Origin of the sequence: Cellulomonas edaphi (assembly GCF_030362815.1) — a bacterium.
In the GTDB taxonomy this organism is placed as follows: domain Bacteria; phylum Actinomycetota; class Actinomycetes; order Actinomycetales; family Cellulomonadaceae; genus Cellulomonas; species Cellulomonas edaphi.
In genome coordinates this window covers 659,250-685,014 of record NZ_JAUCGR010000001.1, presented here as the reverse complement: position 1 = coordinate 685,014, position 25,765 = coordinate 659,250, and the positions used below count along the sequence as shown (strand labels likewise).

The following is a 25,765-nucleotide window of genomic DNA, read 5'->3' as shown; positions in this document are numbered from 1 at the left end:
CGAGCCGCGCTCAGACCACGAGCGTCGTGGTCCACCGCTCGTCGGCGATGCTGACCTCGTGCACGCCGCCCACCAGCGTGACGGTGCCCTGGGACTCCTTCGTGGCGCACGACGGGCCGACCCACACCTCGACGTCGCCGGGCTCCACGATGCGCGTGCCGGAGCGACCCGTGAACGCGAGCCGGGTGGTCGGGATCGTGAGGTCCACGACGACGCTCTGCCCGGCCTCGAGGCTCACGCGGCGGTAGCCGAGCAGCTGCGCCACCGGCCGCGTCACGCTCGCGACGACGTCGCGGCCGTAGACCTGCACGACGTCGTCGCCGGCACGGTCTCCCGTGTTCGTGACGCGCACCCGGGCGCGGATGGCGCCGTCGGTCCCGGCCTCGGAGTCGAGCTCGAGCGCACGCGCGAACGTCGTGTACGACAGGCCGTGGCCGAACGGCAGCGCGGGCGTGCTGCGCAGGTTGGTCACGTCGCCGTTGCCGCCGAGCGCGGGGTGCAGGTAGGAGTACGGCTGGGCACCGGCCGAGCGGGGAAGGCTCACGGGGAGGTGCCCCGACGGGTTGACGCGTCCGGTGAGCACCCCCGCGACCGCCGGGCCGCCCTCCTCGCCGGGGAAGAACGTCTGGACGGCCGCGGCGCACCGGTCGAGCGCCCAGTCCACGGCGTACGGACGGCCGGTGAGGAGCACGAGCACCACCGGGGTGCCCGTCGCGAGCACCGCCTCGACCAGCGCGCGCTGCACGCCCGGCAGCTCGAGGTCGTCGCGGTCGCAGCCCTCGCCCACGGTCCCCCGGCCGAACAGACCGGCGTGGTCGCCCACCACGACGACCGCGACCTCGGCGGCCTCCGCAGCGGCGACGGCTGCCGCGATCCCCGACTCGTCCTGGTCGTCCACGGCACAGCCGCGCTCGAACGTGACCGACGCCGACGGCAGCTCGGCGGCGAGCGACTCGCGTACCGTGCGGACCTCCAGGCCCACCTCGGCCTCGGGGTGGTGCGCGAGGACGTGGTTGACGAACGAGTAGCAGCCGAAGAGCGCGTCGTACCGGTCCGCGTTGGGCCCGATCACGGCGACCGACGCGGGTGCCCGCAGGGGCAGCGTCCCGTCGTTGGTCAGCAGCACCACGGACTCCTCGGCCAGCCGTGCGGCGATGCGGCGGTGCTCGGGGGTGTCCAGGTCGATGGTGGCCGGCGGCTCGTCGTCGAACGTCTCGTCGAGCAGACCCAGGTCCTCCTTCTGCTGCAGCGCCCGGAGCACGGCCCGGTCGACGAGGGCCTCGTCGACCGCACCCGCGCGCACCGCGGCGGCGAGCGGCGCCAGGAAGGCGTCGCCGGTCGGGAGCTCGATGTCGACGCCGGCCGCGAGCGCCTGCCCCGCGGCGTCGCCGAGATCGGCGGCCACGCCGTGCAGCAGCTGCAGGAAGGCGACGCCGAAGTAGTCGGCCACGACCGTGCCGTCGAACCGCCAGCGGTCGCGCAGGACACCGGTGAGGAGCTCGGCCGACGCCGCCACGGGCACGCCGTCGATCTCCGCGTAGGAGTGCATGACCGAGCGCACGCCGCCGTCGAGCACCGCCATCTCGAACGGCAGGAGCAGCACGTCCTCGATCTCGCGAGGCCCCGCGTGCACGGGTGCGAAGTTGCGTCCGGCCTGGGAGGCCGAGTACCCGACGAAGTGCTTGAGCGTCGCGTGCACGCCCGTGGACTGCAGCCCCTGCACGTAGGCGGTGCCCAGCGAGCCCACGACGTACGGGTCCTCGGAGATGCACTCGTCGACCCGGCCCCAGCGGGGGTCCCGGATGACGTCGAGCACGGGAGCCAGGCCCTGGTGGATGCCGAGGGTGCGCATCGAGCCGCCGATGGCCGCTCCCATCTCCTCGACCAGCTCCGGGTCGAAGGCCGCTCCCCATGCGAGCGGTGTCGGGAAGGTGGCAGCCCGCCAGGCCGACAGGCCCGTCAGGCACTCCTCGTGCACCAGGGCCGGGATGCCGAGCCGGGTCTCGCGGACCAGCCGGCGCTGCTGCGCCCACAGCCATCGCGCGCGGTCGCCCGCGTCGACCGGGCGCGTGCCGTACGGCCGGGTCAGGTGCCCGAGGCCGTGCCGGACGGCGTCGTCGAGACCCTGCTCCACGGCGAACTCGCCCTGCAGGGGGGCCACGACCTCGCCGTCGCCCTTCTCCCAGAAGCCGACCAGCTGCGCGAGCTTCTCGTCCAGGGTCATCCGGGCCAGCAGCGCGTGCGCGCGGGAGGTCCCCACGACCGAGGGGGTCTGCAGATCCGTCACGGATCGATCTCCTTCGAAAGTGTTGAGTGGGCGCTCAGCCCTTGACGGCGCCCTGGAGCCCGTTGACGATCCGCTTCTGCAGCGCGAGGAAGAACACCAGCGCGGGGATCATCGCGAGCGTCGTGAAGGCGAAGACCCCGGCGGTGTCCGACGCGTGCTCCGAGGAGAAGTCGGCGACACCGAGCGGGAGGGTCTTCATGTCGTCCTGCAGCAGGAGCAGCGGGAGCAGGTAGGCGTTCCACGAGCCGACGAAGGCGAGCACGCCGACCGTGACCATGCCCGGGCCCGAGAGCGGCACGAGGATCCGCCAGAAGAAGCCGATGCGGGACGCGCCGTCCAGCAGCGCCGCCTCCTCGAGCTCGTTGGGCAGGGCCATGAGGAACGGGCGCAGGATCACCACCGTCATGGGCAGCGCGAACGCCGCCTGGGGCAGCGCCACCCCCCACCACGTGTTCCCCATGTTGAGGTCCTTCGTGATGAGGATGAACAGCGGGATGATCGCCACCGTGGCTGGGAAGAGCAGGCCGAGCACGAACACGAGGAACAGCGGCTCGCGCCCGCGGAACTTGTACCTGGCCAGCGGGTAGGCCGCCATCATCCCGAAGACCACCACGATCGTCGTGGTGAGCAGGGCGATGACGGTCGAGTTCACCGCGTAGTGCCAGAAGCTCGGGTTGGTCAGCACGCCCGTGTAGTTGCTCAGCACCCAGGGTGAGGGCAGCGCGGCCGGCTTGTCGGCCAGCTGCGCGTTGGTGCGGAAGCCGCCGAGCACCCCGTAGAGCACCGGCCCCACCGTGAAGCCGACCACGACCAGGGCGATCAGGTAGATCAGCGGGCTTCCCCCGCCGTGGCGCTTGATCCGCCGCGTGTGCGTCGCCTGCCGCTTCGGCGCGGCGACCGCGTCCGTCATCATGCCCGCGCTCATCGCTTGGCCCTCTTGTTCCGGGGGGCGTCCTGCGAGTCACGGCGCAGGACGAAGTACTGGTACAGCAGGGCCATCACGAGAGCGACGACGAAGAGGATCACCGAAGCCGCGGAGGCGATGCCGTAGTTGGACCGCTTGGTGCCCTCCGTGATGAGGAAGGTCGCCATGGTGGTCGTCGAGTTGGCCGGTCCGCCGCCCGTGAGGATCCAGACCATGTCGAACAGCTGCAGCGAGCCGATCATCGACAGGAACGCCCAGGTGCGGATGGTGGGGCCGAGCAGGGGGATCGTGATCTTGCGCTGCACCTGCCACCAGGTGGCGCCGTCGATCGAGGCCGCCTCGTAGAGCTCCTCGGGAACGCCCTGCAGGCCGGCGAGGAACAGGATCACCGCGAGGCCCAGGTACTTCCACGTCAGGACGGCGATCACCGTGTACAGCGCGACGTCGGGCGTACCGAGCCAGCCCTCCTCCGGGCCGTGCAGGCCGATCGCACTGAGGATGGTGTCGATCACGCCGTACTGCGGCTGCAGCAGCTGGAACCACACCACGCCGGCGATGACCTCGGCCAGCACGTACGGCACGAAGATGATGGTCCGCAGCGCGCTCTGACCCCACATCTTGCGGTTCAGCAGCAGGGCGATCGCCAGCCCGAGGGGCAGCTGGATGAGGATCGAGAAGACGACGATGGTGATGTTGTGCATGAACGCGTCGGTGAAGACCTCGTTCTGCAGCACCGACGCGTAGTTCTTCAGGCCGACGAAGTCGACCAGCGGGCCGTAGCCCTTCCAGCGGTACACGGAGAACTGGACGGCCTTGATGATCGGCCAGACCACGAAGAACAGGAACACCAGCAGGGCCGGTGCCACGAAGAACAGGATCTCGAGGCGCATGCGGACCGACGTGCTCGACCGACGGCGCCCACCCGGGACCGGGCCGGCCGGCCGCGCCGAAGCGCGACCGGCGGCCGGGGCCTGGGGAATGGACGTCGCAGCCGAGACGGTGGTTCCGCCAGAGGCGGTCGTGTCGTCTGCCACGTCGGTCACTTCTCTGCGTCAGCTGCCTGCTGCGTGGCGTCGACGATGTCCTGCGGGCTCGCCTTGCCGGCGAACATCAGGGCGATCTCGTCGTTCATCGCGCCACCGACCGCGGAACCGAACGCCGTGTCGAAGTAGAGCTGGACGTACGGGGCCGCGTCGCGCACCTTGAGCAGGCCGGCGAGCGCCGGGTCGGACACGTACTGCGAGGCCGTCGAGTTGGTGGGCAGACCCATGTCCTGCTCGGCGAAGCCCTTCTGGACCTCGTCGGACAGCAGGTACTTGACGAACTCCACGGCCTGGTCGGGCGCCTTCTGCGAGACGGCCCACGCGTCGCCGCCGCCGAGCTGCGCGGCCGGGTCACCCTGGCCACCCTGCACGGACGGGAACGAGAACCAGCCGGTGTTCTCGCCGAGGCCCTTCTTGTCCTCGGTCAGCCCCTGCATGACGCCGGGCTCCCAGTGCCCCTGCATCTCCATCGCGACCTTGCCGGTGGCGAGCAGGCCGGAGGCGCTCGTCGGGCCGGTCTGGGCCGGGGTGGACAGGAAGCCCTTGTTGAACGGCTTCGCGGCGATGACCTTCTGCAGGTCCTCGCCGGCCTTGATGAAGCAGGGGTCGGAGAACTCGAGCGACTTGACCGCGTCGGTCAGCACCTGCTGCGAGCACTCGCGCAGCGCGAACTGGTACCAGTAGTGCGCGGCGGGCCACTTGTCGCCCGCACCCACGGAGATGGGCTCGATGCCCGCGGCCTTGATCTTGTCGATGTCGGCGTACAGGTCGTCCCACGAGGTGGGGGTCTCGGTGATCCCCGCCTGCTCGAAGAGCGCCTTGTTGTACCAGAAGCCCACGACGCCGACCGAGAACGGCAGCGCGTACGTCTTGCCGTCGACCTGCCAACCCGCCACGGAGCCACCGATCTTGTCGATGACGTCCTTCGCCGACTCGGAGATGTCCTTGGTGAGGCCCGCCTCGACGTGGTCGGCGAGCTCGCCGCCACCACGCTCCATGTAGATGTCCGGGGCGTCGTCGCTCTGGAAGGCGGCGTCCAGCTTGGTGAGCATGTCCTCGTGCTGCATGGCGCTGACCTTGATGGTCACGCCCGGGTTGGCTGCCTCGAAGTCCTTGGCGACCTTGGCGTAGTAGCTCATGCCGGGGTCGGTGTTCGAGTTGTGCCACCACGTGATGGTCACGTCCTTGGCACCGCCCGAGGCGGACGTGCTGGGGTCCGCCTCGTTGCTGGATCCGCCCGAGCTGCACGCTCCGAGCAGTGCGAGACCCACGCCGACGGCCAGGGCACGCAGGACTGGCGTCCTCTTCATCTTTGAACTCCTCGTCGTCACTGAGAGGGATGGACGACGCAACGTTGACAGTTCGCGGGGCGCTCTGTCAATCGTTAGCGATAACGTTATCGAAACGTTGCTCCGCCCGGGTGACCAGCGTCTCTGCTCGTCGCCAGGACCTCTTGGACACGTTTCGATAACGTTATAGGTAACGTTATCGAAACGTGTCCGATTTCTGCGTAGCCTCCCGGGCGGGGTGGGACCCGAATCGCGCAAAGGAGCGCTGATGAGACCGGTACGAACTCTCAGGAGGATCGGTACGGCGATCGTCGCCGTCGCCGTCGCGGCTGTGACCGCCGGCGTGACCACCGGCCCGGCCGTGGCCGCCGACGACGGCCCGGCGACGCTGATCGCCAACGACTTCGAGTCCGGGGGTGCGACGCCGTGGGGCCCGCGCGGACCCGTCTCCCTGACCGTGGTGGACACGGCCGCCCACTCGGGCAGCCGCAGCCTGGCCGTGACCGGCCGCACGGGTGACTGGAACGGGCCGGCCACCGACGTGAGCAGCCTGTTCCCCGCCGGCTCCGCCGTGACCGTCTCCGCGTGGGTGCGGCTCGCGCCCGGGACCACGGGCTCGTCGGCGATGCACTTCACCGTCGAGCAGAGCCCCGCGGACAACCAGTTCGCGTGGGTCGGCTCGCCCGTCACCGTGACCGCCGACGGCTGGGCGCAGCTGACCGGCACGTACACCCGCGCGGCGTCGGTGACGTCCGCGTCGCTCTACCTGGAGGCCGCGCCCATCGACGGCGCGAACCCCTCCTTCCTGGTCGACGACGTCCTCGTGACGACCCCCGGCGGCGGAGCCGACCCGGACCCCGACGTCGTGCCCGGAGGCGCCGTGAACCCCGTGCCCACCCCCGTCTCGGCCGCGCGCGGCACCGGCGACGTCGCGGCGCTCACGTTCGACGACGGCCCCAACGGCGCCACCACGGGCGCGTTGCTCGACTTCCTGGCCGAGCAGGGCATCCACGCGACCTTCTGCGTCATCGGCCAGAACATCCAGGCGCCGGGCGGCGCCGAGATGCTGCGCCGGATCGTCGCGGAGGGCCACACGCTGTGCAACCACACCACGTCGTACGCCGACATGGGCAGCTGGTCGGCGGCCCAGGTGCGGGCGGACCTCGTCGAGAACCTCGCGATCATCCGTGACGCGCTCGGCGACCCGCAGGCGAAGGTGCCGTACTTCCGCGCCCCCAACGGCAGCTGGGGCCAGACGGCGCAGGTGGCGGTGGACCTCGGCATGCAGCCGCTCGCGGTGACCAACACCATCAGCGACTGGGAGACGCAGGACGTCTCGACGCTCACCACCAACCTGCGTGCCGCGATGAAGCCCGGCCAGGTCGTGCTCGCGCACGACGGCGGAGGCGACCGCTCCGGGACGCTCGCCGCGGTGCGCACGGTGGTCGCCGAGCGCCTGGCCGCCGGCTGGTCGTTCACGCTGCCCGCCGGCGGGGCCGACGGGGACGGGACGGTCCCGACGGCGCTGTCGACCGGCTTCGAGGACGGCCTGGGCGTGTGGTCGGCGCGCGGCAACGGCACCGCCCCGGTGGTGGCCGTCTCCGACGTCGCGCACGGCGGCGCACACTCGGCGAGCGTGACCGGCCGCACCGACGGCTGGCACGGCCTCGGCGCCTCGGTCACCGACGCGTTCGTCAGCGGGCGCACGTACGCGATCTCCGCCTGGGTCCGCCTCGCGGCGGACGAGACCGCTCCCGCCGACGTCCGCGTGAGCGTGCAGCGTGACAACGGCGGCACCTCGTCGTACGACACGGTCACGACGGCGGAGGACGTCACGGCCGATGCGTGGACGCGCCTGACGGGCAGCTACACCATGACCTCGGCCGACACCGCCCTGCTCTACTTCGAGACGGCCTCGGGCACGGCGTCGTTCCTGGTGGACGACATCGTGGTCACCGGGTCCACCGCGCCTCCCGTCCAGCAGGACATCCCGTCGCTCAAGGACGAGCTGCCGTGGCCGGTGGGCGTGGCCATCGACGAGCGCGAGACCGCCGGGCCCGGCAAGGAGCTGGTCACCAAGCACTTCGACCAGCTCACGCCCGAGAACGTCATGAAGCCCGAGGCGATCCAGCCGACGGAGGGCACCTTCACGTTCGAGGCCGCCGACCAGCTGGTCGACTTCGCGATCGCGAACGGGCTGCGCGTCTACGGGCACACGCTCGTGTGGCACAGCCAGACGCCGGCGTGGTTCTTCCAGCACGAGGACGGCACGCCGCTCGCGGACAGCGCCGACGACAAGGCGCTGCTGCTGGGGCGCATGACGACCCACATCGAGACCGTGGCGAACCACTTCCGCACCAAGTACGGCGAGTACGGCACGGCCGGCAACCCGATCGTCGGTTTCGACGTGGTCAACGAGGCGATCGCGGAGAGCGAGAGCGACGGCCTCCGCCGCAGCGAGTGGTACCGGACCCTGGGCTCGGGCTACATCAAGGACGCCTTCGAGATCGCCTCGCAGGCCTTCAACGACGGTGACGTCGACGGTCCCGTGAAGCTGTTCATCAACGACTACAACACCGAGCTGCCCGCCAAGCGGCAGGCGATGTTCGACGTCGTGGACGGGTTGCTCACGTCCGGCACCCCCATCAACGGCGTGGGCCACCAGTTCCACGTGAGCCTCGCGCAGCCGGTGGACCAGATGCGCACGTCGCTCGAGAAGTTCGCGACGCTGGGCGTCCTGCAGGACGTCTCCGAGCTCGACGTGCAGATCGACGGCACGGTCACGCAGGAGAAGCTGGTGGCGCAGGGCTACTACTTCGCGAGCGTCTTCTCCATGCTGCGCGAGTTCCCGGACCTGTTCTCCGTGACGGTGTGGGGCCCGTACGACAGCCGCAGCTGGCGCACGGGTGCACCGCTCGTGTTCGACGACGAGCTGCAGGCCAAGCCCGCGTACTGGGGCATCGTCGACCCGAGCAAGCTGCCCACGCTGACACGCGCGGCCAACGCACAGCAGACGTCGCCCGACGACAGCTGGGCGCTGCTGCCCGACGTCGAGATCTCGGGTGGCACGGGCTTCCAGCTGCGCTGGTCGGGCAGCCAGCTCACCGCGCGCGTGCACGTGGTGGACGCGACCGACGACGGCGCCGACGACTCGGTGACGCTGTTCGGCCCCGGTGAGCCCGTCGTCGTCACGCGCAGCGAGGCGACTTCGACGAGCACGGGCTACGACGTCGTCGTGGACGTGCCGCTCACGGCACCGGGTGCCGTCGGCGCGACCGTGCCGTTCGACGTGCGCGTCGCCGACGGCAGCGGCAGCACCGCGTCGTGGAACGACCTCTCGAACCACCAGGAGACGGGTGGGGCGCTGGGCGTGGTCACGCTCATCGGGCCGATCGGCGTCGTCGACGTGCCGCGGACGGCCGCGGCACCCACGATCGACGGCGTGGTCGACGCCGCGTGGGCGGACGCCCCGAGCGTCCGGACCGACGTGCAGGTGGAGGGCACCGGCGGCGCGTCCGCGAACGTGCGGCTGCTCTGGCACGGCGACTCGATTGACGTGCTCGCCGAGGTGACGGACCCCCACCTGGACGCCACCAGCTCCAACGCGTGGGAGCAGGACTCGGTCGAGATCTTCCTCGACCCGGTCAACGCCAAGGCAGGGGCCTACAACCCGGCCGACGGCCAGTACCGGATCAGCTACACCGGCGCGGAGTCCGTCAGCGGCGACCTCTCGGTGATCGGCGACCGGCTGACCAGCGCCACCCGCGTGGTGGACGGCGGCTACGTCGTCGAGGCGTCGCTCTCGCTCGGTCACGCCGTCACGGCGGGTGACCTCGCTGGGCTCGACTTCCAGGTCAACGACGCCACCGCGGGCGTCCGGGACGCGGTGCGCACGTGGTCGGACCCCACGGGACGCTCGTACCAGGACACGAGCCGGTGGGGGGTGGGCCGGTTCGTCGAGCCCGCCGGTCCGCAGCCGGCGGCACCGGCCGTCACCCGGCAGCCCGCGTCCGTCACCGGGACCCTCGGGTCGACCGTGAAGCTCACCGCCGCCGCCAGCGGCGTGCCGGCCCCCACGGTCCGGTGGCAGCGCCTGGGCAGCACCTGGGTCGACGTCCCGGGCGCGACGAGCCCGTCACTGGCCGTGACGCTGTCGGCCAGCACCGACGGGAGCCGCTACCGGGCGGTGTTCACCAACGCCTCGGGCGTGGCGACCACCGCGACGGCCGCGGTGAAGGTCAAGGTGCAGGCCCCCAAGGTCACCACCCAGCCGCGGTCCACGCAGGCCCGGACGGGACGGTCGGTCACCCTGAAGGCGGCGGCGAGCGGGTACCCGGCTCCCACCGTGCGGTGGCAGAAGCGCGCCGCCGGGTCCACGACCTGGCGTGCGGTCAGCGGGGCCACCCGGCCCTCGCTCACGGTGACGGTCGGCGCCACGCGGGTCGCGTACCGCGCGGTGTTCACCAACCGGGGCGGCCAGGCGGTGACGAGGACGGCGACGGTGTACCCCACCCCGGTGACGCCCCGCATCACGAGCCAGCCTCGGTCCGTGCGGGTGGCCAGCGGGACGACCGTGCGGTTCTCCGTCACGGTGTCGGGCACGCCGGCGCCCTTGCTCCAGTGGTACCAGCGAGCGCCCGGCAGCTCGTCGTGGTACCGCGTCACGGGGGCGACCGGCCGGACGCTCGTCGTGAAGGCCGGCGCGCGCACGGACGGGACGTCCTACCGGGTGGTCGTGCGCAACCGCGCCGGGTCGGTCACGTCGCACACGGCAGTGCTGCAGGTGAGGCACCGCTGACCTGAACCGCCGAGGGGCACCGGTCGACTCCCACCCTGACCGGGGCCCCTCGGCTCCAGCAGGACCCCGCGAGCGACCCGGCAGCTGCCGGGTCGCTCGCGGCACGTCAGGCCAGTGCGGCCCGCACCAGCGTCGAGAGCTTCTTGCCGTCGGCCGAGGCGCCCGCGCGCGCGGTCGCCTCCTTCATCACGGCGCCCATGTCGCGCATCGAGCCGGCGCCCGTCTCCGCGATCACGGCGGCGACCAGCGCCGCGAGCTCGTCGTCCGACAACCGGGCCGGCAGGTACGTCTCGAACAGGTCGGCCTCGGCGGTCTCGGTCGCGGCCCGGTCGGTGGCGCCCGCGTCGGTGTAGATCTGGGCGGTGTCGCGGCGCTTCTTGACCTCGCGGGACAGCACCTTGAGCACGTCGTCCTCGGACAGCTCCTTCTCCACGGGGCCCGCCTTGGCCTCGGCGCGCACGGCTCCGATCGCCTGCCGCAGCGTGTTGGTGCGCGCGGCGTCGCGGGCCTTCATCGCGGTGGTGAGGTCGGCGGTCAGGCGGTCCAGCGTCTCGGAGCTCATGGGGCCATTGTCGCGCGGCCGCCCGGTGAGCACGAGAGAGATACGTCCGACGGCGATGAGTCCGAGGCGGCCCGGCGGTATGTACCGGTGCGGGACCCTCCGCACACCGGAACAACCGAGGAGCACGCCATGACCACACTCGAGTCGACCAGACCCATCACCGAGGCGGAGGCGGACGCCGTCGTCGACGTCCTGGTGGGGATCGCGGCCGCCTGGGCGGCCCAGGACGCCGACGCGTCCGCGGAGCTGTACGCGCAGGACGCGACCGTCATCACGGCCGGCACCTGCACCGAGGGACGCGAGGCGATCCGTGCGTTCATGGCCGCGGGCTTCGCGGGGATGCTCCGGGGGACGTCCCTGCTGGAGACCGAGCGCCACGTGCGGCTCGTCGCGCCCGACGCGGCCGTCGTCACGACGCTCGGCGGGATCGTCGCCGCCGGTGAGAGCACCGTCCGGCCGGCGATGCTGCGCCGTGCGACCTGGACGCTGGCCCGGTCCGGGGGCACCTGGCGCGTCGCCGCGTTCCAGAACTGCCCGGCGTGAGCGGTCGGACCGGGCGGTCCCACCGCCCGGTCCGGCCGTGGTTACATCGAGCCACCACCGACCTCCGAGAGGCCACGCGTGCCCCGCACCGACGACTTCGAGCGTCAGACCGCTCCGTACCGCCGTGAGCTGCTCGCGCACTGCTACCAGATGCTCGGGTCGGTCCACGACGCCGAGGACCTGGTGCAGGACACGCTGCTGCGGGCCTGGCGCGCCTACGACCGGTACGACGAGCGACGCGCCTCGATGCGCACGTGGCTGCACCGGATCGCGACCAACGCGTGCCTCACGGCGCTCGACGGCCGCCGACGCCGGCCACTGCCGTCCGGCGTCGTGGCCGCGAGCGACGACCCGCGGGCGCCGCTCGTCCCTGGCGCGGAGCCCGCGTGGCTCGAGCCGATCCCGGACTCGTTGCTCAGCGGCGACGCGGGCGACCCCGCCGCGGTCGTCCTCGCGCGCGGCCGGCTGCGGCTCGCGCTCATCGCGGGGATGCAGCTGCTGCCCGCCCGGCAGCGCGCGATCCTCATCCTGCGCGAGGTGCTCGAATGGTCGGCCGCCGAGGTCGCCGTCGCGCTGGGCACCACGCCGGCCGCCGTGAACAGCGGTCTGCAGCGGGCCCGCGCGCGGCTGCGCGAGACGGGGGTCGGCGAGGACGGTGTGCGCGAGCCCAGCTCGGCGGAGCGCCGCGCGCACGTCGACCGGTACGTCGACGCGTTCGTCGGCACGGACCTCGCCGCCCTGGCCTCGTTGCTCACCGACGACGTCGTGCTGGAGATGCCGCCGGTCGCCGTCTGGTACCGCGGGCCGGCCGACTACGTGGCGTTCATCGCCCGCGCGCTCGAGCTGCGTGGCACCGACTGGCGCATGCGGCCCGTGGCGGCGAACGGCCAGCCGGCGGTCGCCGCCTACACCCGGGTGGACGGGGCCTACGCGCGCCACTCGCTGCAGGTCTTCGACGTGGTCGCGGCCGGGATCAGGCGCGCGGTCGTGTTCACGGAGGCCGCCACGCTCGACGCCTTCGGGATCCCTGCCGAGCTGGCTCCCGGCCGCTGACGGCCGGGAGCCCCAGAGCTCAGCGCGCGGTGACCGACAGCCCGGCGCCGGACCGGTCGACCACCACGGTCTGCCCGTCGCGGACCTCGCCGGACAGCAGCGCTCGCGCCAGCCGGTCGCCGATCTCGCGCTGCACGAGCCGCCGCAGCGGACGCGCGCCGTACGCGGGGTCGTAGCCCTCCAGCGCCAACCACTCCCGCGCGCTCGGCGTGACCTCGAGCGTCAGCCGCCGCTCGTGCAGCCGAGCGGCCAGCGAGGCCACCTGGATGTCGACGATGTGGCCGAGCTCGGCGATCGACAGCGGGTCGAAGAGCACCACGTCGTCGAGCCGGTTGAGGAACTCCGGCTTGAAGGCTCCCCGGACCGCACTCATCACGGCCTCGCGCTTGGCCTCCTCGGACAGCAGGGGGTCCACCAGGAACTGCGAGCCCAGGTTCGAGGTGAGCACCAGGATCACGTTGCGGAAGTCGACGGTCCGACCCTGGCCGTCCGTCAGCCGGCCGTCGTCGAGCACCTGCAGCAGGACGTCGAACACCTCCGGGTGGGCCTTCTCCACCTCGTCGAGCAGCACCACCGAATACGGCCGGCGTCGCACGGCCTCGGTGAGCTGGCCGCCCTCCTCGTAGCCGACGTAGCCGGGAGGCGCCCCGACGAGCCGCGCGACCGAGTGCTTCTCGGCGTACTCCGACATGTCGATGCGGACCATGGCGCGCTCGTCGTCGAAGAGGAAGTCCGCGAGCGCCTTGGCCAGCTCCGTCTTGCCGACGCCCGTGGGGCCCAGGAACAGGAACGAGCCCGTGGGCCGGTTCGGGTCGGAGATGCCCGTGCGGGCACGCCGGACCGCGTCGGAGACGGCACCGACCGCGGCGCTCTGGCCGATCAGCCGCTCGCCGATCACCTCCTCCATGCGCAGGAGCTTCGCCGTCTCGCCTTCGAGCAGCCGGCCCGCGGGGATGCCCGTCCACATGGCCACCACCTCGGCGACCTCGTCGGGCCCCACCTTGTCGGCGATCATCGGAGTGCCCTCGGGGAGCTCGTCGTCCACCGCGGCCTCCGACTCCTCGGCGCGGCGGATCTCGTCCTCCAGGGCGGGGATCTCCCCGTACTGGAGCCGGGCGGCGGCCTCGAGGGAGCCCTCACGCAGCAGGCGCTCGGCCTCGGTGCGCAGGGTGTCCAGCCGCGCCTTCAGGTCGCCGACGAGGTTGTGGCCCGCCTTCTCCTTCTCCCAGCGGGCCGTGAGCGAGGCGAGCGCCTCGCGCCGGTCGGCGAGGTCGGCACGCAGCCGCTCGAGCCGCTCGGCGGAGGCCTCGTCGTCGGACTCCGAGAGCACGACCTCCTCCATCTCGAGCCGGGTCACGGCGCGCTGGAGCTGGTCCACCTCGATGGGGCTCGAGTCGAGCTCCATGCGCAGGCGGGAGGCGGCCTCGTCGACCAGGTCGATCGCCTTGTCGGGCAGCTGGCGTCCGGGGATGTAGCGGTCGGACAGCGACGCGGCCGCGACGAGCGCGGCGTCGGAGATGGTGACCTTGTGGTGCGCCTCGTAGCGCTCCTTGAGCCCGCGCAGGATCGCGACGGTGTCCTCGACCGAGGGCTCGCCGACGTAGACCTGCTGGAACCGGCGCTCCAGCGCGGGGTCCTTCTCGATCCGCTCGCGGTACTCGTCGAGCGTGGTGGCGCCCACCAGGCGCAGCTCGCCGCGCGCGAGCATGGGCTTGAGCATGTTGCCGGCGTCCATCGCGCCCTCGCCGCCCGCGCCCGCGCCGACGACCGTGTGCAGCTCGTCGATGAACGTGACGACCTCGCCGTCCGAGCTGGTGATCTCCTCCAGCACGGCCTTGAGGCGCTCCTCGAACTCGCCGCGGTACTTCGCGCCGGCCACCATGGCGGCCAGGTCCAGGGCGATCAGGCGCTTGCCACGCAGCGACTCGGGCACGTCACCGGCGACGATGCGCTGCGCCAGGCCCTCCACCACGGCGGTCTTGCCCACGCCCGGCTCGCCGATCAGCACGGGGTTGTTCTTGGTCCGCCGCGACAGGACCTGCACCAGGCGGCGGATCTCGGAGTCGCGACCGATCACCGGGTCCAGCTTGCCGTCGCGCGCGCGCTGGGTGAGGTCGAGCCCGTACTGCTCGAGGGCCTTGAACGTCCCCTCGGGGTTGGGGCTCGTCACGCGGCCGGTGCCGCGCACCGACGGCAGGGCGGCGGCCAGGGCGTCGCGCGACGCACCCGCGGCGCGCAGGGCGTCGGCGACGCCCGACTGGCCCGCGGCCAGGCCGAGCAGCAGGTGCTCGGTCGAGACGTAGTCGTCGCCGAGGGCCCGGGCCTCCGCGTTCGCCGCCTCCAGGGCGGCGGCCGTCGCGCGCGAGGCCGACGGCTGAGCCACGGTGGACCCGGAGCTCGCGGGCAGACCCACCAGGACGGCGCGCGTCGAGCGCGCGAGCGCGGCACGGTCGGCCCCGACGGCGTCGAGCAGCGCCCCGGCGACACCGCCCTCCTGCTGGAGCAGGGCGTTGAGCATGTGGGCCGGCTCGAGCTGCGGGTTGCCCGCTGCGGACGCCTGCTGGATGGCGTCGCCGATGGCCTCCTGGGACCGCGTGGTGAACTTGGCGTCCACATGACCTCCTGGTGGTCGGGTTCGGATGACTGCCTGTCACAACCCTAACCAGAGTTGAGTCTATTCCGCTCAAGTCTGCCGATGGCTGCGCCTGCTGGTGCCGCGTGGCACGATCCCGACATGGCGAACGACGTGGACGTGCTCGGCCCGGGATGGACGGTCACCACCCTGCCCCTGCGGCCCGACGGCGGCACGCCGGACCCCGTCGCGACGCTGGTCCGCCGGGTGGCAGCGCCGTCGCGGCGCGCGGTCCTGTACGTCCACGGGTTCGTCGACTACTTCTTCCAGACTCACGTCGGCGACGCGCTCGTGGGCGCCGGCTACGACTTCGCGGCGCTGGACCTGCGCGACTTCGGGCGCTCGATCCGGCCGGGCCGCCGCCCCAATGCACCGACCGACCTGGGCGCGCTGGCCGAGGAGATCGACGCGGCCGTGCGCCTGCTGCGCGCCGACCACGACCAGGTGGTGCTCATGGCGCACTCGATGGGCGGCCTGGTCGCGTCGCTGTGGGCCGACGCGCGCCCCGGCGTCGTGGACGCGGTCGTGCTGAACAGCCCCTGGCTGGACCTGCGGGCGAACTGGTTCGAGCGCGCGGTGGCCGCCCCGCTGATCGACGTCGTCGGCCGGTTCGCGCCGTCGCTGCGGGCTGCCAGGCTGGGCAAGCACTACGGCGAGGCACTGCACGCCGAGTGGGGCTACGACCTGGCCTGGAAGCCGATCGAGGGGTTCCCCGTGACCGCCGGCTTCATCAGAGCGGTCCGGCGCGGCCACGCCCGCGTGGCTCGCGGCCTCGCGATCGACGTGCCCGTGCTGGTGCTGGCCTCCGACGCCACCGGCCCGGACGACCGGTGGCACGAGGAGCTGCTCACCACCGACTCCGTGCTCGACGTCGCGCACATCGCGAGCCGAGCCGTCCGGCTGGGGAGCGACGTCACGTTCGTCGAGGTGCCCGGCGGTGCCCACGACCTGGCGCTGTCCCCCAGCCCGACGCGCGAGCGCTACCTGGACGAGGTCCTGCGGTTCCTCGCGGGGCACCTCGAGCAGGACTGACGTGGGCGTCCGCGAGCGTGGTCTGCGGACCTGGGAGTCCGTCCGTGACACCTGGGGCGGCCGGCTCGTGGAACGGATCGCGCTCGACCTGGCCCGGCTCGAGGTCTTCGACCGCGCGATGACCCTCGCGGCACAGGCGTTCACCTCGATCGTCCCGCTCATGCTCGTCGCGGCGACCGTCCGTCCCCGCCAGCCCGGGTTCGGCTCGCTCGTCGCCGACTCCCTCGGCCTGTCCGACCAGACGCGGGCCGCGCTGGCGGGATCGGTGCCGACGGACGCGACCGCCATCGGCTCCATCGGCGCGTTCAGCATCCTCGTCGCCCTGCTCAGTGCCACCTCGTTCTCCCGGGCGCTCGAGCGTGTGTACCTGCGCACGTGGGGCGTGCACAAGGCGAGCGTCCGCACGGCGTGGCGATGGCTCGCCACCGTCCTCGCCGTGGTCCTCGCGGTGCTGGCGATCGCGTTCACCCGCTCGACGCTCGAGGGAGACGTGTGGCGGGGCACCGTCGCGGCGATCCTGGCTGTGGCCGTCTGGACCGCGCTGTGGACCTTCGTGCCATGGATGCTCCTGCAACGGCAGGTCCCCGTGCGCATCCTCGTGTTCACCGCGGCCCTCACGGCGATCTGCCTCGGCGTCCTCAACCTCGCCGGCAGCATCTACCTGCCGCTCGCGATGGAGGCCGGCGCCCGCCAGTTCGGGGTGCTCGGTCTCGTGTTCGCTTACATCGGCTGGCTGTTCGCCATCGCCCTGGTGATCGTCGCGACGACCGTCATCGGTCGTGCGTGCGCGGAGTCGGACGGGCCGATCGGCCGCGTGGTGCGCGGCGCGAGTGGCTCGGGTGGCTCGGGCGTCACGCCGGCGTCGGGCGACTGACCTCGGGCTCGTCGGGCTCCCCCGGGGCGCGCGGCTCGGCCGCGAGCTCGGGCGCGATCATCACCGGGCGGTTCGCCACCATCAGCCACGCGCCGAGCGAGGCGAGCACCAGGACGGGCAGCAGCACGGGGTCGGGGATGGCCGCGAGCGCCATGAAGATGCTCAGCCACCCGCTGCGGCTCACGGCCACCACGAGCCCGACGATGCCCGCGCCTACGGCGAGCGGCAGGGAGACGGACGGGAAGGCGGCGCTCACGGCGAACCCGAAGGCGGCGCCCGCGAAGACCGCCGGGAAGATGCGGCCACCCCGGAAGCCCGCGGTCGAGGCGACCAGCAGCGCGACGACCTTGACCATGCCCAGCCCGAGGAAGCCCAGCGCCGTCATGGTGCCGATCTCGGCCGGCAGCTCCTTCATCTCGTCGAGGCCCTTGAACAGGCTGAGGGGCCCACCGATCGCACCGAGCACCCCGAGCAGCAGGCCGCCGACGGTGATCCGGACCAGCGGGTCGCGCAACCGGTGGAAGAGCCCGTGCATCGGCGCGAACACCGCCGACGCGAGCACGCCCACGACCGCGGCGCCGACCGCGACCGCGAGGGCGATCAGCAGGTCCCACCGGTGGAAGGCGTAGCCGGGCAGGTCGATCACCAGGCTCAGGTCGGAGAGGCTGAGCGTGACGATCGAGCCGGCCGTCGCCGCGACGAGCGGGGCGAAGAGCCGGTCCCACAGGGGGATGCGCCGGTCGCCCACGTCGAGCTCGGACAGCATGAGCGCCGCTGCCACCGGCGTGCCGAACATCGCCCCGATCGTGCCCGCGGTGGACAGCACCACCCAGTGCGGCACCTTCGCGGCGGGCAGCACCTTGCCTCCGAGCCACACCACCAGGGCGGCGTTGATCGCCATGATCGGGTTCTCGGGCCCCAGGCTCACGCCGCCCGCGAGCATGAGCACGAGGGCGAGCGCCAGGCTCGGCGTCACGGAGGGCGACGGCGGCGGTCCGACGAGCCCGTGCGTGGCGGGGTCCGGCCCCGCGTGGCCCGGCACGTACTTGACCACGAGGCCCACCGCGACGCCGGTCACGGTCAGCACGGACACGATCCACCACGGTGAGTCGGAGGCGATGCCGAGCGCGTCCGACAGGTCGTCCCAGATCAGGCCCTGGAGCGTCTCGGCGACGAAGGACAGGCCGATCAGGAGCAGCGAGCACAGCGCGCCGACGGCCGCCGCGGGGACGATCGCACCGAGCAGCTGCCCGACCGGCACGTGCGGTGCCGCATCATCGCCCTCGAGGGGTTCGGTCACGTCGCACCACCCGGATCGAGCGAAGCCTCCTCGGGCTCGGACAGGGAGAGGATCGCACGCACGATCGCGGGGTGGCCAGAGATCCGCCGCTCCAGCTCGGCGAGCTGGTGCGAGGCGAGCGTCTCGTCCGGGTCACCCTCCAGGTCGACGGCGGCGACGAGCGAGAGCTTCTGCGCACCGACGTACTGCAGCGACAGCGACGTCACCCGGGCGATCTCGGGCTGCTCGAGCATCTGGCGCACGACGGCGTCACCCACCCGGGAGTCGGCGTACTCCCCCACCAGGAACCGGCGGTTGCGCTGGATCAGCACCACGGCGACCACGCCCAGCAGCACGCCCACAAGGATCGAGCCGACGGCGTCGGGGATCGCGGAGCCGGTCGCCTGGTGCAGCCCGATCCCGGTCGCGGCGATGGCGATGCCGACGAGCGCGGCCGCGTCCTCGAAGAAGACGGCGCGGACCGTCGGGTCGGACGTGGCGAGGATGTGGTCCAGCAGCTCGGTCTCGCGCGCGGCAGCCTCGCGGCGCGCCTGCTTGTGCGCCTGCAGGAACGAGATGCCCTCGAGCACCGCGGACACGGCGAGGACCACGTAGGCGACCCCGAAGTCGGTGGCCGGCTCGGGGTGCACGAGCTCCTGGACGCCGTGGGTGACCGAGACGCCCGCGCCCACCGCGAACAGCCCGATGGCCGCGAACATGGACCACACGTAGACCTCGCGCCCGTACCCGAGCGGGTGGGCGTCGTCCGCGGGTCGGGCGGCCTTGCGCTGGGCGATGAGCAGGAACACCTCGTTGCCCGCGTCGGCCCACGAGTGCGCGGCCTCGGCGAGCATCGACGCCGCACCCGTGATCACGGCCGCCGCCGACTTGGCCAGGGCGATCAGCACGTTGGCGCCGAGCGCGACGACGACCGTCAGCGCGCTCTCGCCTCCTTCGGGCCTGCCCGTTGCGTCCTTCGAGGTCATGCCTCGTGGGTAGCACACGAGCCGTACGCACGCCCGACGGATCCGGCGGCGGGGACGCCCGCGAGGGTGTGGGATGAGGCCATGACCACGCACCGCGACCCCTGGCCCGCCGGGACGCCGGCCTGGACGGACCTCACCGTGCCGTCCCTCGATGCGGCACGGGCGTTCTACGGCCCCCTGCTGGGCTGGGAGTTCGACGTGGGCGGGCCCGAGACGGGCGGCTACACGATCGCGCACCTGGGGGGTCGGCGGGTCGCGGGACTGGGTGAGCCGATGGGCGAGCAGACCTCTCGTGCGCAGTGGTGCGTGTACCTCGCCACCGACGACGTCGAGGCGAGCGTGTCCACCGCGGCAGCAGCCGGGGCGCGCGTGCTCGTCGGCGCGACCCCCATCCCCCCGATGGGAGCCATGGCCATCGCCGCCGACCCCGCCGGGGCCGTCTTCGGCTTCTGGCAGAGCCGCGCGCACCGGGGCTGGGACGTGGTCGACGAGCCCGGCGCCGTGGCGTGGACCGAGGTGATGTCGCCCGACCAGCCGCTCTCGCTCGCCTTCTACCAGCACGTCCTGTCGCTCGAGGCGGACGACATGAGCGGCGACGGCTTCGTCTACGCGTCCCTGCGCCGGGACGGGGTGCCCGTGGCGGGCGTCGGCCAGTCCCCAGCCCCCGCGGCGTGGATGGTGTACTTCGCCGTGCCGGACGTCGACGCGGCCGCCGCGCGGGTCGCCGAGCTGGGCGGCGCCCTGCTCGACGGGCCGTTCGACTCCCCGTTCGGCCGCAACGCGCGGGTGCGCGGCCCGTTCGGCGAGGCGTTCGCGATCATCACCCCGCCGTGACGTCCGTAGGCTGGGTGACCGTGCCCCTGCCCTCCGACGCCTTCCGCCACGTGGCGTCGCGCCCGCACGAGCCGCTGCGCACGTTCCACCCGCGCCGCGCACCGCTGAGCCGGGACCGCGAAGAGTCGCTGGCGAACCTGTGGCCGCGCCTCGGGTTCTCGGTGCACGACGCCGAGCACCCGTTCCCCACCACGAGCGACGGGATGCTGGACACGGTCGCGCTCTTCGGCCGCGCCGCGCCGGTGGTGCTCGAGATCGGCTCCGGCATGGGAGAGACCACCGCGGCCATGGCGGCGGCCGACCCGGACCGAGACTACCTGGCGCTCGAGGCCCACCTGCCGGGCATCGCGAGCCTGCTCGGGCTCGTCGACGCGGCGGGGCTGACCAACGTGCGCGTCGGCCATGGCGACGCCCTGGACCTCGTGCGCCGAGCCCTCGCACCCGGCAGCCTCGACGCGGTCCACGTGTTCTTCCCCGACCCCTGGCCCAAGAGCCGCCACCACAAGCGTCGGCTCGTGCAGCCGGCGCACGTCGAGCTGCTCCGTAGTCGGCTGCGCCTCGGGGGAACGCTGCACTGCGCCACCGACTGGCCCCAGTACGCCGAGCAGATGCGCGACGTGCTCGCGGCCGACCCCGACCTGGACAGCAGCGGCCTGGTGGACCGGCCCGCCCACCGCCCCGTCACCAAGTTCGAGCAGCGCGGCCTGGACCTCGGCCATCCCGTGCACGACGTGATCGCCCGGAGGATCCGATGACCTTCCGCATCCTGCTCGTCCCGGGGGTCAACCCGGACCGCTGGCTGCGCGTGTGGGCCGAGCGGCTCAGCGACGTGCCGGCCACGCTCGTGCACGCGGAGCCCGCCGACGCGGTGGCGCGGCTGCGCGCCGGCGACGCGGACGTGGCGCTCGTGCGGCTGCCGGTCGACCGTGAGGGCCTCGCGGCGATCCCGCTGTACGAGGAGACCACCGTCGTCGTGGTGCCGAAGGACCACGTCGTCACCGTGGTGGACGAGGTGCCCGTGGCCGACCTGGCCGACGAGACGCTCGTCGTGCCGGGCGACGACCTGCTGGCCTGGGCGCAGGCGCCCGGCACGCGGTTCGCGGGCGGCGAGGTGCCGACGACGGCGGACGCGATCGACCTGGTGGCCGCGGGCGTCGGCATCGTGCTCCTGCCGCAGTCGGTCGCGCGGCTGCACCAGCGCCGGGGCCTGGTGGCGATCCCCGTCCCGGAGGCCCCGACGACGTCGGTCGCGCTGGTGTGGCCCGAGGACCGCTACGACGACCTCGTCGAGGAGTTCATCGGCATCGTGCGGGGCCGCAAGGCGAACTCCTCACGCGGCCGGGGCGCGCCTGCGCCCGCGCCGAAGCAGGAGAAGACGACGAAGAAGCCCAGGCCGGCCGCTGCGGCGAAGAAGCCCGCGCCCGGCGCGTCGGGTCGTACGCCCATGCGCCAGAGCACCACCAAGCACCGCCCTCGCAAGGGCCGCTGAGCGGGACCTCAGCCCTTGGCAGCCTGCGCCGCGCGGCGGTCCGCCTCGCGGGACTCGAGCCGCCGCTCCTCGCGGCGCACCTCCTCGAACGTCGCCCGCTCCTGGACCAGCCACTCCGGCGGGTCGGCGATGAGCGCGGCGATCTCGTCGGTGGTCAGCGGGTCGGTGATCCCGGCGCGGGCCAGGCCGCTCGTCGAGACGCGCAGCCGCGCGGCCACGACGCCGCGGGGGTGCGGTCCGTTGCGACGCAGGTCGGTCAGCCACTGCGGCGGCGTGCGCTGCAGCTCGGCCAGCTCGTCGCGCGTGATGGTGCTGTCCTGGAACTCCTGCGGCGTGGCCGGCAGGTACACGTCCAGCTTGGCGGCGGCGGTCGACGCCTTCATCTCCTGCGACTTCTTGGGGCTCACGGGCTCACCGTAGTTCCCCCGGGTCCGCGGTGGCGAACGACGACGCCCTCCGACCCGGGAAGGTCGGAGGGCGTCGTCGGGGCCGTCGTCGCTGCGCCGGTCAGGCCGGGGGCACCGGCGGGGTGTGCCAGATGCGATCGATGTAGTCGCGCATCGAGCGGTCCGACGAGAAGAAGCCACCGCGGGCCACGTTGAGGACAGCCGAGCGGGTCCACTGCTCGGGGTCCGCGTAGGCGGCGTCGACGCGGGCCTGGGCGTCGATGTACGCCTGGAAGTCCGCGAGCGCCAGGAAGCGGTCCTCGTGCAGCAGGTTCGAGACGATCGGCTCGAAGACCGCGCGGTCGCCGTTCGAGAAGGCACCCGACGCGATGAGGTCCAGCGCGCGCCGCAGGCTCGCGTTCGTCTCGTAGTACGCCGACGGGTGGTACCCGCGGTCGACCAGCTGCTCCACCTCGGGCTCGGTGAGGCCGAACAGGAAGAAGTGCTCGTCGCCCACGAGGCGGCGGATCTCGACGTTCGCCCCGTCGTCCGTGCCGATGGTCAGGGCGCCGTTGAGCATGAACTTCATGTTCCCGGTGCCCGACGCCTCCTTGCCGGCGAGCGAGATCTGCTCCGACAGGTCCGCGGCGGGGATGAGAGTCTCGGCGAGCGTGACGTTGTAGTTGGCCGGGAAGACGACCGAGAGGCGGCCCTCGAGGGCCGGGTCCTCGTTGATCGTGCGCCCCACGGCGTTGATCAGCCCGATGATCTGCTTTGCCAGCAGGTAGCCCGGCGCCGCCTTCGCCCCGAAGGCGAACGTGCGGGGCGTGACGGAGCCGATGTCGAGCCTGCCGGACGTGACCTGCTCGTACAGCGACACGATGTGCAGGAGCTTGAGGGTCTGGCGCTTGTACTCGTGCAGCCGCTTGACCATGACGTCGAACATCGTGTCGGGGTTCACCACGGTGCCGTCCCGCGTGGCCAGCACGTCCGCGATCCGGTGCTTGTTGTGCAGCTTGATCTCACGGAAGCGGCGCCGGAACTCGGCGTCCTCGGCCAGCGGCTCCAGGCCCGACAGCTTGTCGAGGTCGGTCACCCAGCCGTCGCCGATCGCCTCGGTGATCAGGCCGGAGAGCGCGGGGTTGGCCAGCCGGACGAACCGTCGGGGCGTGACGCCGTTGGTGACGTTGGTGAACTTGTCGGGGTAGTACTCCGAGAAGTCGTTGAGGACCTTGTCCCGCAGCAGCTGCGAGTGCAGCTCGGCCACGCCGTTCACCTTGGTCCCGGCGACGGTGGCGAGGTAGGCCATGCGCACCGCGCGCACCGGGTACTCGGCGATGATCGACATGCGGCGCACGCGCAGCTCGTCGTCCGGGTACTCCTGCCGCAGCTCTGCCAGGAAGGCGTCGTTGATGCGGTAGATGATCTCCAGGTGCCGCGGGAGCAGGCGGCCCAGCAGGTCGACGGGCCACACCTCGAGCGCCTCGGGGAGCAGGGTGTGGCACGTGTACGCGAAGCACTTGCTGGTGACCGACCAGGCGTCGTCCCAGTCCCAGCCCTTCTCGTCGACCAGGATGCGCATGAGCTCAGGGATCGCGATCACCGGGTGGGTGTCGTTGAGCTGGAAGTTGATGCGGTCCGGAAGGTTGTGCAGGTCGAAGCCCTCGGGCAGCACCTCGTCGATGAAGTTCTTGAGCGACGCGGCGACGAAGAAGTACTGCTGCTGCAGGCGCAGCTCCTTGCCCTGCGGCGTGGAGTCCTCCGGGTAGAGCACCTTCGTGATGTTCTCGGCGAAGGTCTGCGCCCGCACCGCCTCCGCGTAGTCGCCCGAGTTGAAGATCGCGAGGTCGAACGCGTGCGTCGCCTGCGCGCTCCACAGGCGCAGGGTGTTCACCCGGCCGTTCTCGAAGCCGGGGACCATGTAGTTGTAGGGCACCGCGAGCACCGACCAGCCCGGCACCCAGCGGCGCCGGACGACGCCGTCGTCGGCCTGGTACTGCTCGACGCTGCCGCCGAAGTTCACGCGGACCGCCGCCTCGGGGTGCGGGAACTCCCACGGCGAGCCGAGGGCCAGCCAGTCGTCGGGCTTCTCCACCTGCCAGCCGTCGACGAACGTCTGCTGGAAGATCCCGTACTCGTAGCGGATGCCGTAGCCGATGCACGGGACGTTCATGGTGGCGAGCGAGTCGATGAAGCAGGCGGCCAGACGGCCGAGACCGCCGTTGCCGAGACCGGGCTCGACCTCCGCGTCGCGCAGCGTGGCGAGGTCGATGCCCAGGCTGGACAGCCCCTCCTCGACGATGTCCTCGAGCCCCGAGGCGAGCAGTGCGTTGTCCAGCTGGCGGCCCAGCAGGAACTCGGCGGACAGGTACGCCACCGACTTGGCCTGCAGCTCGCCCTGCCGGCGCAGCGTCTCCAGCCACCGCACCATGAGGTAGTGGCGCACGGTGCGGGCCATGGCCAGGTACTGGTCGTTCACGGATGCTCGGGACAGGTCTACCCCCTGCCCGAAGTTCAGCTCGCGCAGGAACTCCCGCACGAAGCCGTCGACGGTGCGCTCACGCGTGGCGATGGGTGTCGAGTTCTCGGTCACCTTCGTCACGGTAGCCGGGCTACGTGTCCAGGTCATCACCAACGCGTGACCTGCATGACCTGCGGCTCACGCCCCCGCCGCCAATGCCCAACGCCGCGACCGCGACCGCGAGGCCTGCGGCACGAGCGCGGGTGCGGCGGCGCCATTCGCGACCGCGGGTGCTACGGCACGAGCGCGGGTCGCGCGCCACGCGCGGTCGCGGCGGGCGACCCGCGCTCGGCGGACGCCGGCCAGGCGGCGGGTGGCTACGCGCCCGGCTTCCTGCCAGTGCAATAACTCGCCCGCGACGCGATGCCTGCGCACCATCCGCCACCGCGCCTCGGCCGCACATGATTCGCGACCGCGGGGGCTGCGGCACGAGCGCGGGTCGCGCGCTACGCGCGGTCGCGGCGGGCGACCCGCGCTCGGCGGACGCCGGCCAGTGGGGCGTGGGCTATGCGCCCGGCTTCCACTGCCAGTGCCACGACTCGCCCGCGACGTTGTCGACGAAGCCGTAGTCGTCGGCGTGCGCCTTCATCCACGACAGCGCCCTGGCGTCGAGATGGAGGTCGGTCGCGACGCCCCAGCCGTGCATCGACGTCCCCGGCTGTGCCGCCAGGCCGCCGTGGCCGTACAGCCCCTTGGTCTTCACCATCGCCTCCTGCCGTTCGTACGAACGGTAGGAGTCGTTGATCCCGATCGAGACGCCGTCCTTGGCGGCCGCGGCACGCAGGTCCTCGAGCGCACGCGCAGCGGGGGCCCACAGCACCGCGTCGGTGCCCGCCACGTTCGACAGCGCGCTCGCAGGGACATGGCCGTTGCCGAACTTCTTCAGGACGAGCGGCACACCCGTGGCGTCGACCGCCGTGCTCCCGGCCGTGCGGTCGGTCCCGGCCGACGGTGCCGCGGCTCTCGGTGCCGCGGCGACCGGCTGGGCAGCGGCGGTCTGCGCCGTCGCATCCGCGAGTGCCTGGGCGAACGCCGCCCCGCTGCTGCCGCTCGACGCGCCGACCGGCTGGCTGACCTGCGCGGGCGCAACCGCCTGAGCGGTCTGTAGGGAGCCGATCTGCGTCTGGATCTGCGCGATGCGCGCGGTCAGGGCGCTGATGCCGTCCAAGAAAGGGCCTCCTCGAGGGCTCCGGGCAGAGCCGCGACTCCACCTATCGGCACGGCCGGCGCAT

General features: G+C 72.4%; 19 protein-coding genes. 8 read left to right on the top strand and 11 right to left on the bottom strand.

The window, feature by feature from the left end; translation table 11 throughout:
• Positions 1–10: 10 nt before the first annotated feature.
• From QRT05_RS03250 to QRT05_RS03235, 4 genes are read right to left on the bottom strand one after another with little or no spacing between them, the layout of a single operon-like run.
• The gene (locus QRT05_RS03250) at positions 11–2,287 is read right to left on the bottom strand and encodes a beta-xylosidase/alpha-l-arabinosidase (protein ID WP_456064479.1); all 2,277 of its coding nucleotides are present in this window, start codon (positions 2,285–2,287) and stop codon (positions 11–13) included.
• A gap of 34 nt (positions 2,288–2,321) precedes the next feature.
• Positions 2,322–3,212: a carbohydrate ABC transporter permease gene (locus QRT05_RS03245; RefSeq protein WP_289445218.1), complete on the bottom strand. Its 891-nt coding sequence runs from the start codon at positions 3,210–3,212 to the stop codon at positions 2,322–2,324.
• Positions 3,209–4,246, bottom strand: coding sequence for a carbohydrate ABC transporter permease (locus QRT05_RS03240; protein WP_407650287.1), 1,038 nt, complete (start codon positions 4,244–4,246; stop codon positions 3,209–3,211). The genes QRT05_RS03245 and QRT05_RS03240 overlap by 4 nt, the downstream gene beginning before the upstream one ends.
• 5 nt (positions 4,247–4,251) lie before the next feature.
• Complete coding sequence (locus tag QRT05_RS03235) at positions 4,252–5,565, bottom strand: ABC transporter substrate-binding protein (RefSeq protein WP_289445214.1); 1,314 nt, start codon at positions 5,563–5,565, stop codon at positions 4,252–4,254.
• 247 nt (positions 5,566–5,812) lie between these two features.
• Here QRT05_RS03235 and QRT05_RS03230 point away from each other — a divergent pair, with 247 nt between their 5' ends.
• Positions 5,813–10,342 (top strand): endo-1,4-beta-xylanase, encoded by a 4,530-nt coding sequence (locus tag QRT05_RS03230; protein WP_289445213.1) that lies wholly within the window; start codon positions 5,813–5,815, stop codon positions 10,340–10,342.
• A gap of 106 nt (positions 10,343–10,448) precedes the next feature.
• Here QRT05_RS03230 and QRT05_RS03225 read toward each other — a convergent pair whose 3' ends face one another.
• Entirely contained in the window at positions 10,449–10,904 is a 456-nt protein-coding gene (locus tag QRT05_RS03225; RefSeq protein ID WP_289445211.1) for a GatB/YqeY domain-containing protein, read from the bottom strand.
• Positions 10,905–11,033: 129 nt separating this feature from the next.
• On the opposite strand from QRT05_RS03225, the gene QRT05_RS03220 reads away from it, so the two are divergent.
• Positions 11,034–11,447: an SgcJ/EcaC family oxidoreductase gene (locus tag QRT05_RS03220; protein WP_289445209.1), complete on the top strand. Its 414-nt coding sequence runs from the start codon at positions 11,034–11,036 to the stop codon at positions 11,445–11,447.
• 78 nt (positions 11,448–11,525) lie between these two features.
• Positions 11,526–12,500: a sigma-70 family RNA polymerase sigma factor gene (locus QRT05_RS03215; protein ID WP_289445207.1), complete on the top strand. Its 975-nt coding sequence runs from the start codon at positions 11,526–11,528 to the stop codon at positions 12,498–12,500.
• Positions 12,501–12,519: 19 nt separating this feature from the next.
• On the opposite strand, the gene clpB is transcribed toward QRT05_RS03215, so the two are convergent.
• Entirely contained in the window at positions 12,520–15,114 is a 2,595-nt protein-coding gene (gene clpB, locus QRT05_RS03210) for an ATP-dependent chaperone ClpB (protein ID WP_289445204.1), read from the bottom strand.
• Positions 15,115–15,234: 120 nt separating this feature from the next.
• Between clpB and QRT05_RS03205 the strand changes: the two genes are divergently transcribed.
• Both QRT05_RS03205 and QRT05_RS03200 read left to right on the top strand, forming a co-directional pair.
• Entirely contained in the window at positions 15,235–16,164 is a 930-nt protein-coding gene (locus tag QRT05_RS03205) for an alpha/beta hydrolase (RefSeq protein WP_289445203.1), read from the top strand.
• Between the two features lies 1 nt (position 16,165).
• A complete protein-coding gene (locus tag QRT05_RS03200) occupies positions 16,166–17,038 on the top strand; it encodes a YhjD/YihY/BrkB family envelope integrity protein (RefSeq protein WP_289445201.1) in 873 nt (290 codons plus the stop codon).
• Here the strand turns inward: QRT05_RS03200 and QRT05_RS03195 are convergent.
• Entirely contained in the window at positions 17,016–18,338 is a 1,323-nt protein-coding gene (locus QRT05_RS03195) for an ion channel protein (protein WP_289445199.1), read from the bottom strand. The two genes, QRT05_RS03200 and QRT05_RS03195, sit on opposite strands and share 23 nt — an antisense overlap.
• A complete protein-coding gene (locus tag QRT05_RS03190) occupies positions 18,335–19,303 on the bottom strand; it encodes a cation diffusion facilitator family transporter (RefSeq protein WP_289445197.1) in 969 nt (322 codons plus the stop codon). Before QRT05_RS03190 ends, QRT05_RS03195 begins: the two co-directional genes overlap by 4 nt.
• A gap of 81 nt (positions 19,304–19,384) precedes the next feature.
• On the opposite strand from QRT05_RS03190, the gene QRT05_RS03185 reads away from it, so the two are divergent.
• The 3 genes from QRT05_RS03185 to QRT05_RS03175 are packed head-to-tail and all read left to right on the top strand — an operon-like array spanning position 19,385 to position 21,626.
• A complete protein-coding gene (locus tag QRT05_RS03185) occupies positions 19,385–20,137 on the top strand; it encodes a VOC family protein (RefSeq protein WP_289445194.1) in 753 nt (250 codons plus the stop codon).
• A 20-nt stretch (positions 20,138–20,157) separates the two neighbouring features.
• Entirely contained in the window at positions 20,158–20,892 is a 735-nt protein-coding gene (gene trmB / locus QRT05_RS03180; protein WP_289445192.1) for a tRNA (guanosine(46)-N7)-methyltransferase TrmB, read from the top strand.
• Entirely contained in the window at positions 20,889–21,626 is a 738-nt protein-coding gene (locus QRT05_RS03175; RefSeq protein ID WP_289445190.1) for a LysR family transcriptional regulator substrate-binding protein, read from the top strand. The genes trmB and QRT05_RS03175 overlap by 4 nt, the downstream gene beginning before the upstream one ends.
• An 8-nt stretch (positions 21,627–21,634) precedes the next feature.
• Here QRT05_RS03175 and QRT05_RS03170 read toward each other — a convergent pair whose 3' ends face one another.
• The 3 genes from QRT05_RS03170 to QRT05_RS03160 all read right to left on the bottom strand — a co-directional run bounded on the left by QRT05_RS03170 (position 21,635) and on the right by QRT05_RS03160 (position 25,701).
• On the bottom strand, positions 21,635–22,009 hold the full coding sequence (locus QRT05_RS03170) for a DUF5997 family protein (protein WP_289446103.1): 375 nt from the start codon (positions 22,007–22,009) through the stop codon (positions 21,635–21,637).
• A gap of 124 nt (positions 22,010–22,133) precedes the next feature.
• A complete protein-coding gene (locus QRT05_RS03165) occupies positions 22,134–24,641 on the bottom strand; it encodes a glycogen/starch/alpha-glucan phosphorylase (protein ID WP_407650286.1) in 2,508 nt (835 codons plus the stop codon).
• Positions 24,642–25,038: 397 nt separating this feature from the next.
• Positions 25,039–25,701: a M15 family metallopeptidase gene (locus QRT05_RS03160; protein WP_289445185.1), complete on the bottom strand. Its 663-nt coding sequence runs from the start codon at positions 25,699–25,701 to the stop codon at positions 25,039–25,041.
• Between the last annotated feature and the right edge of the window lie 64 nt (positions 25,702–25,765).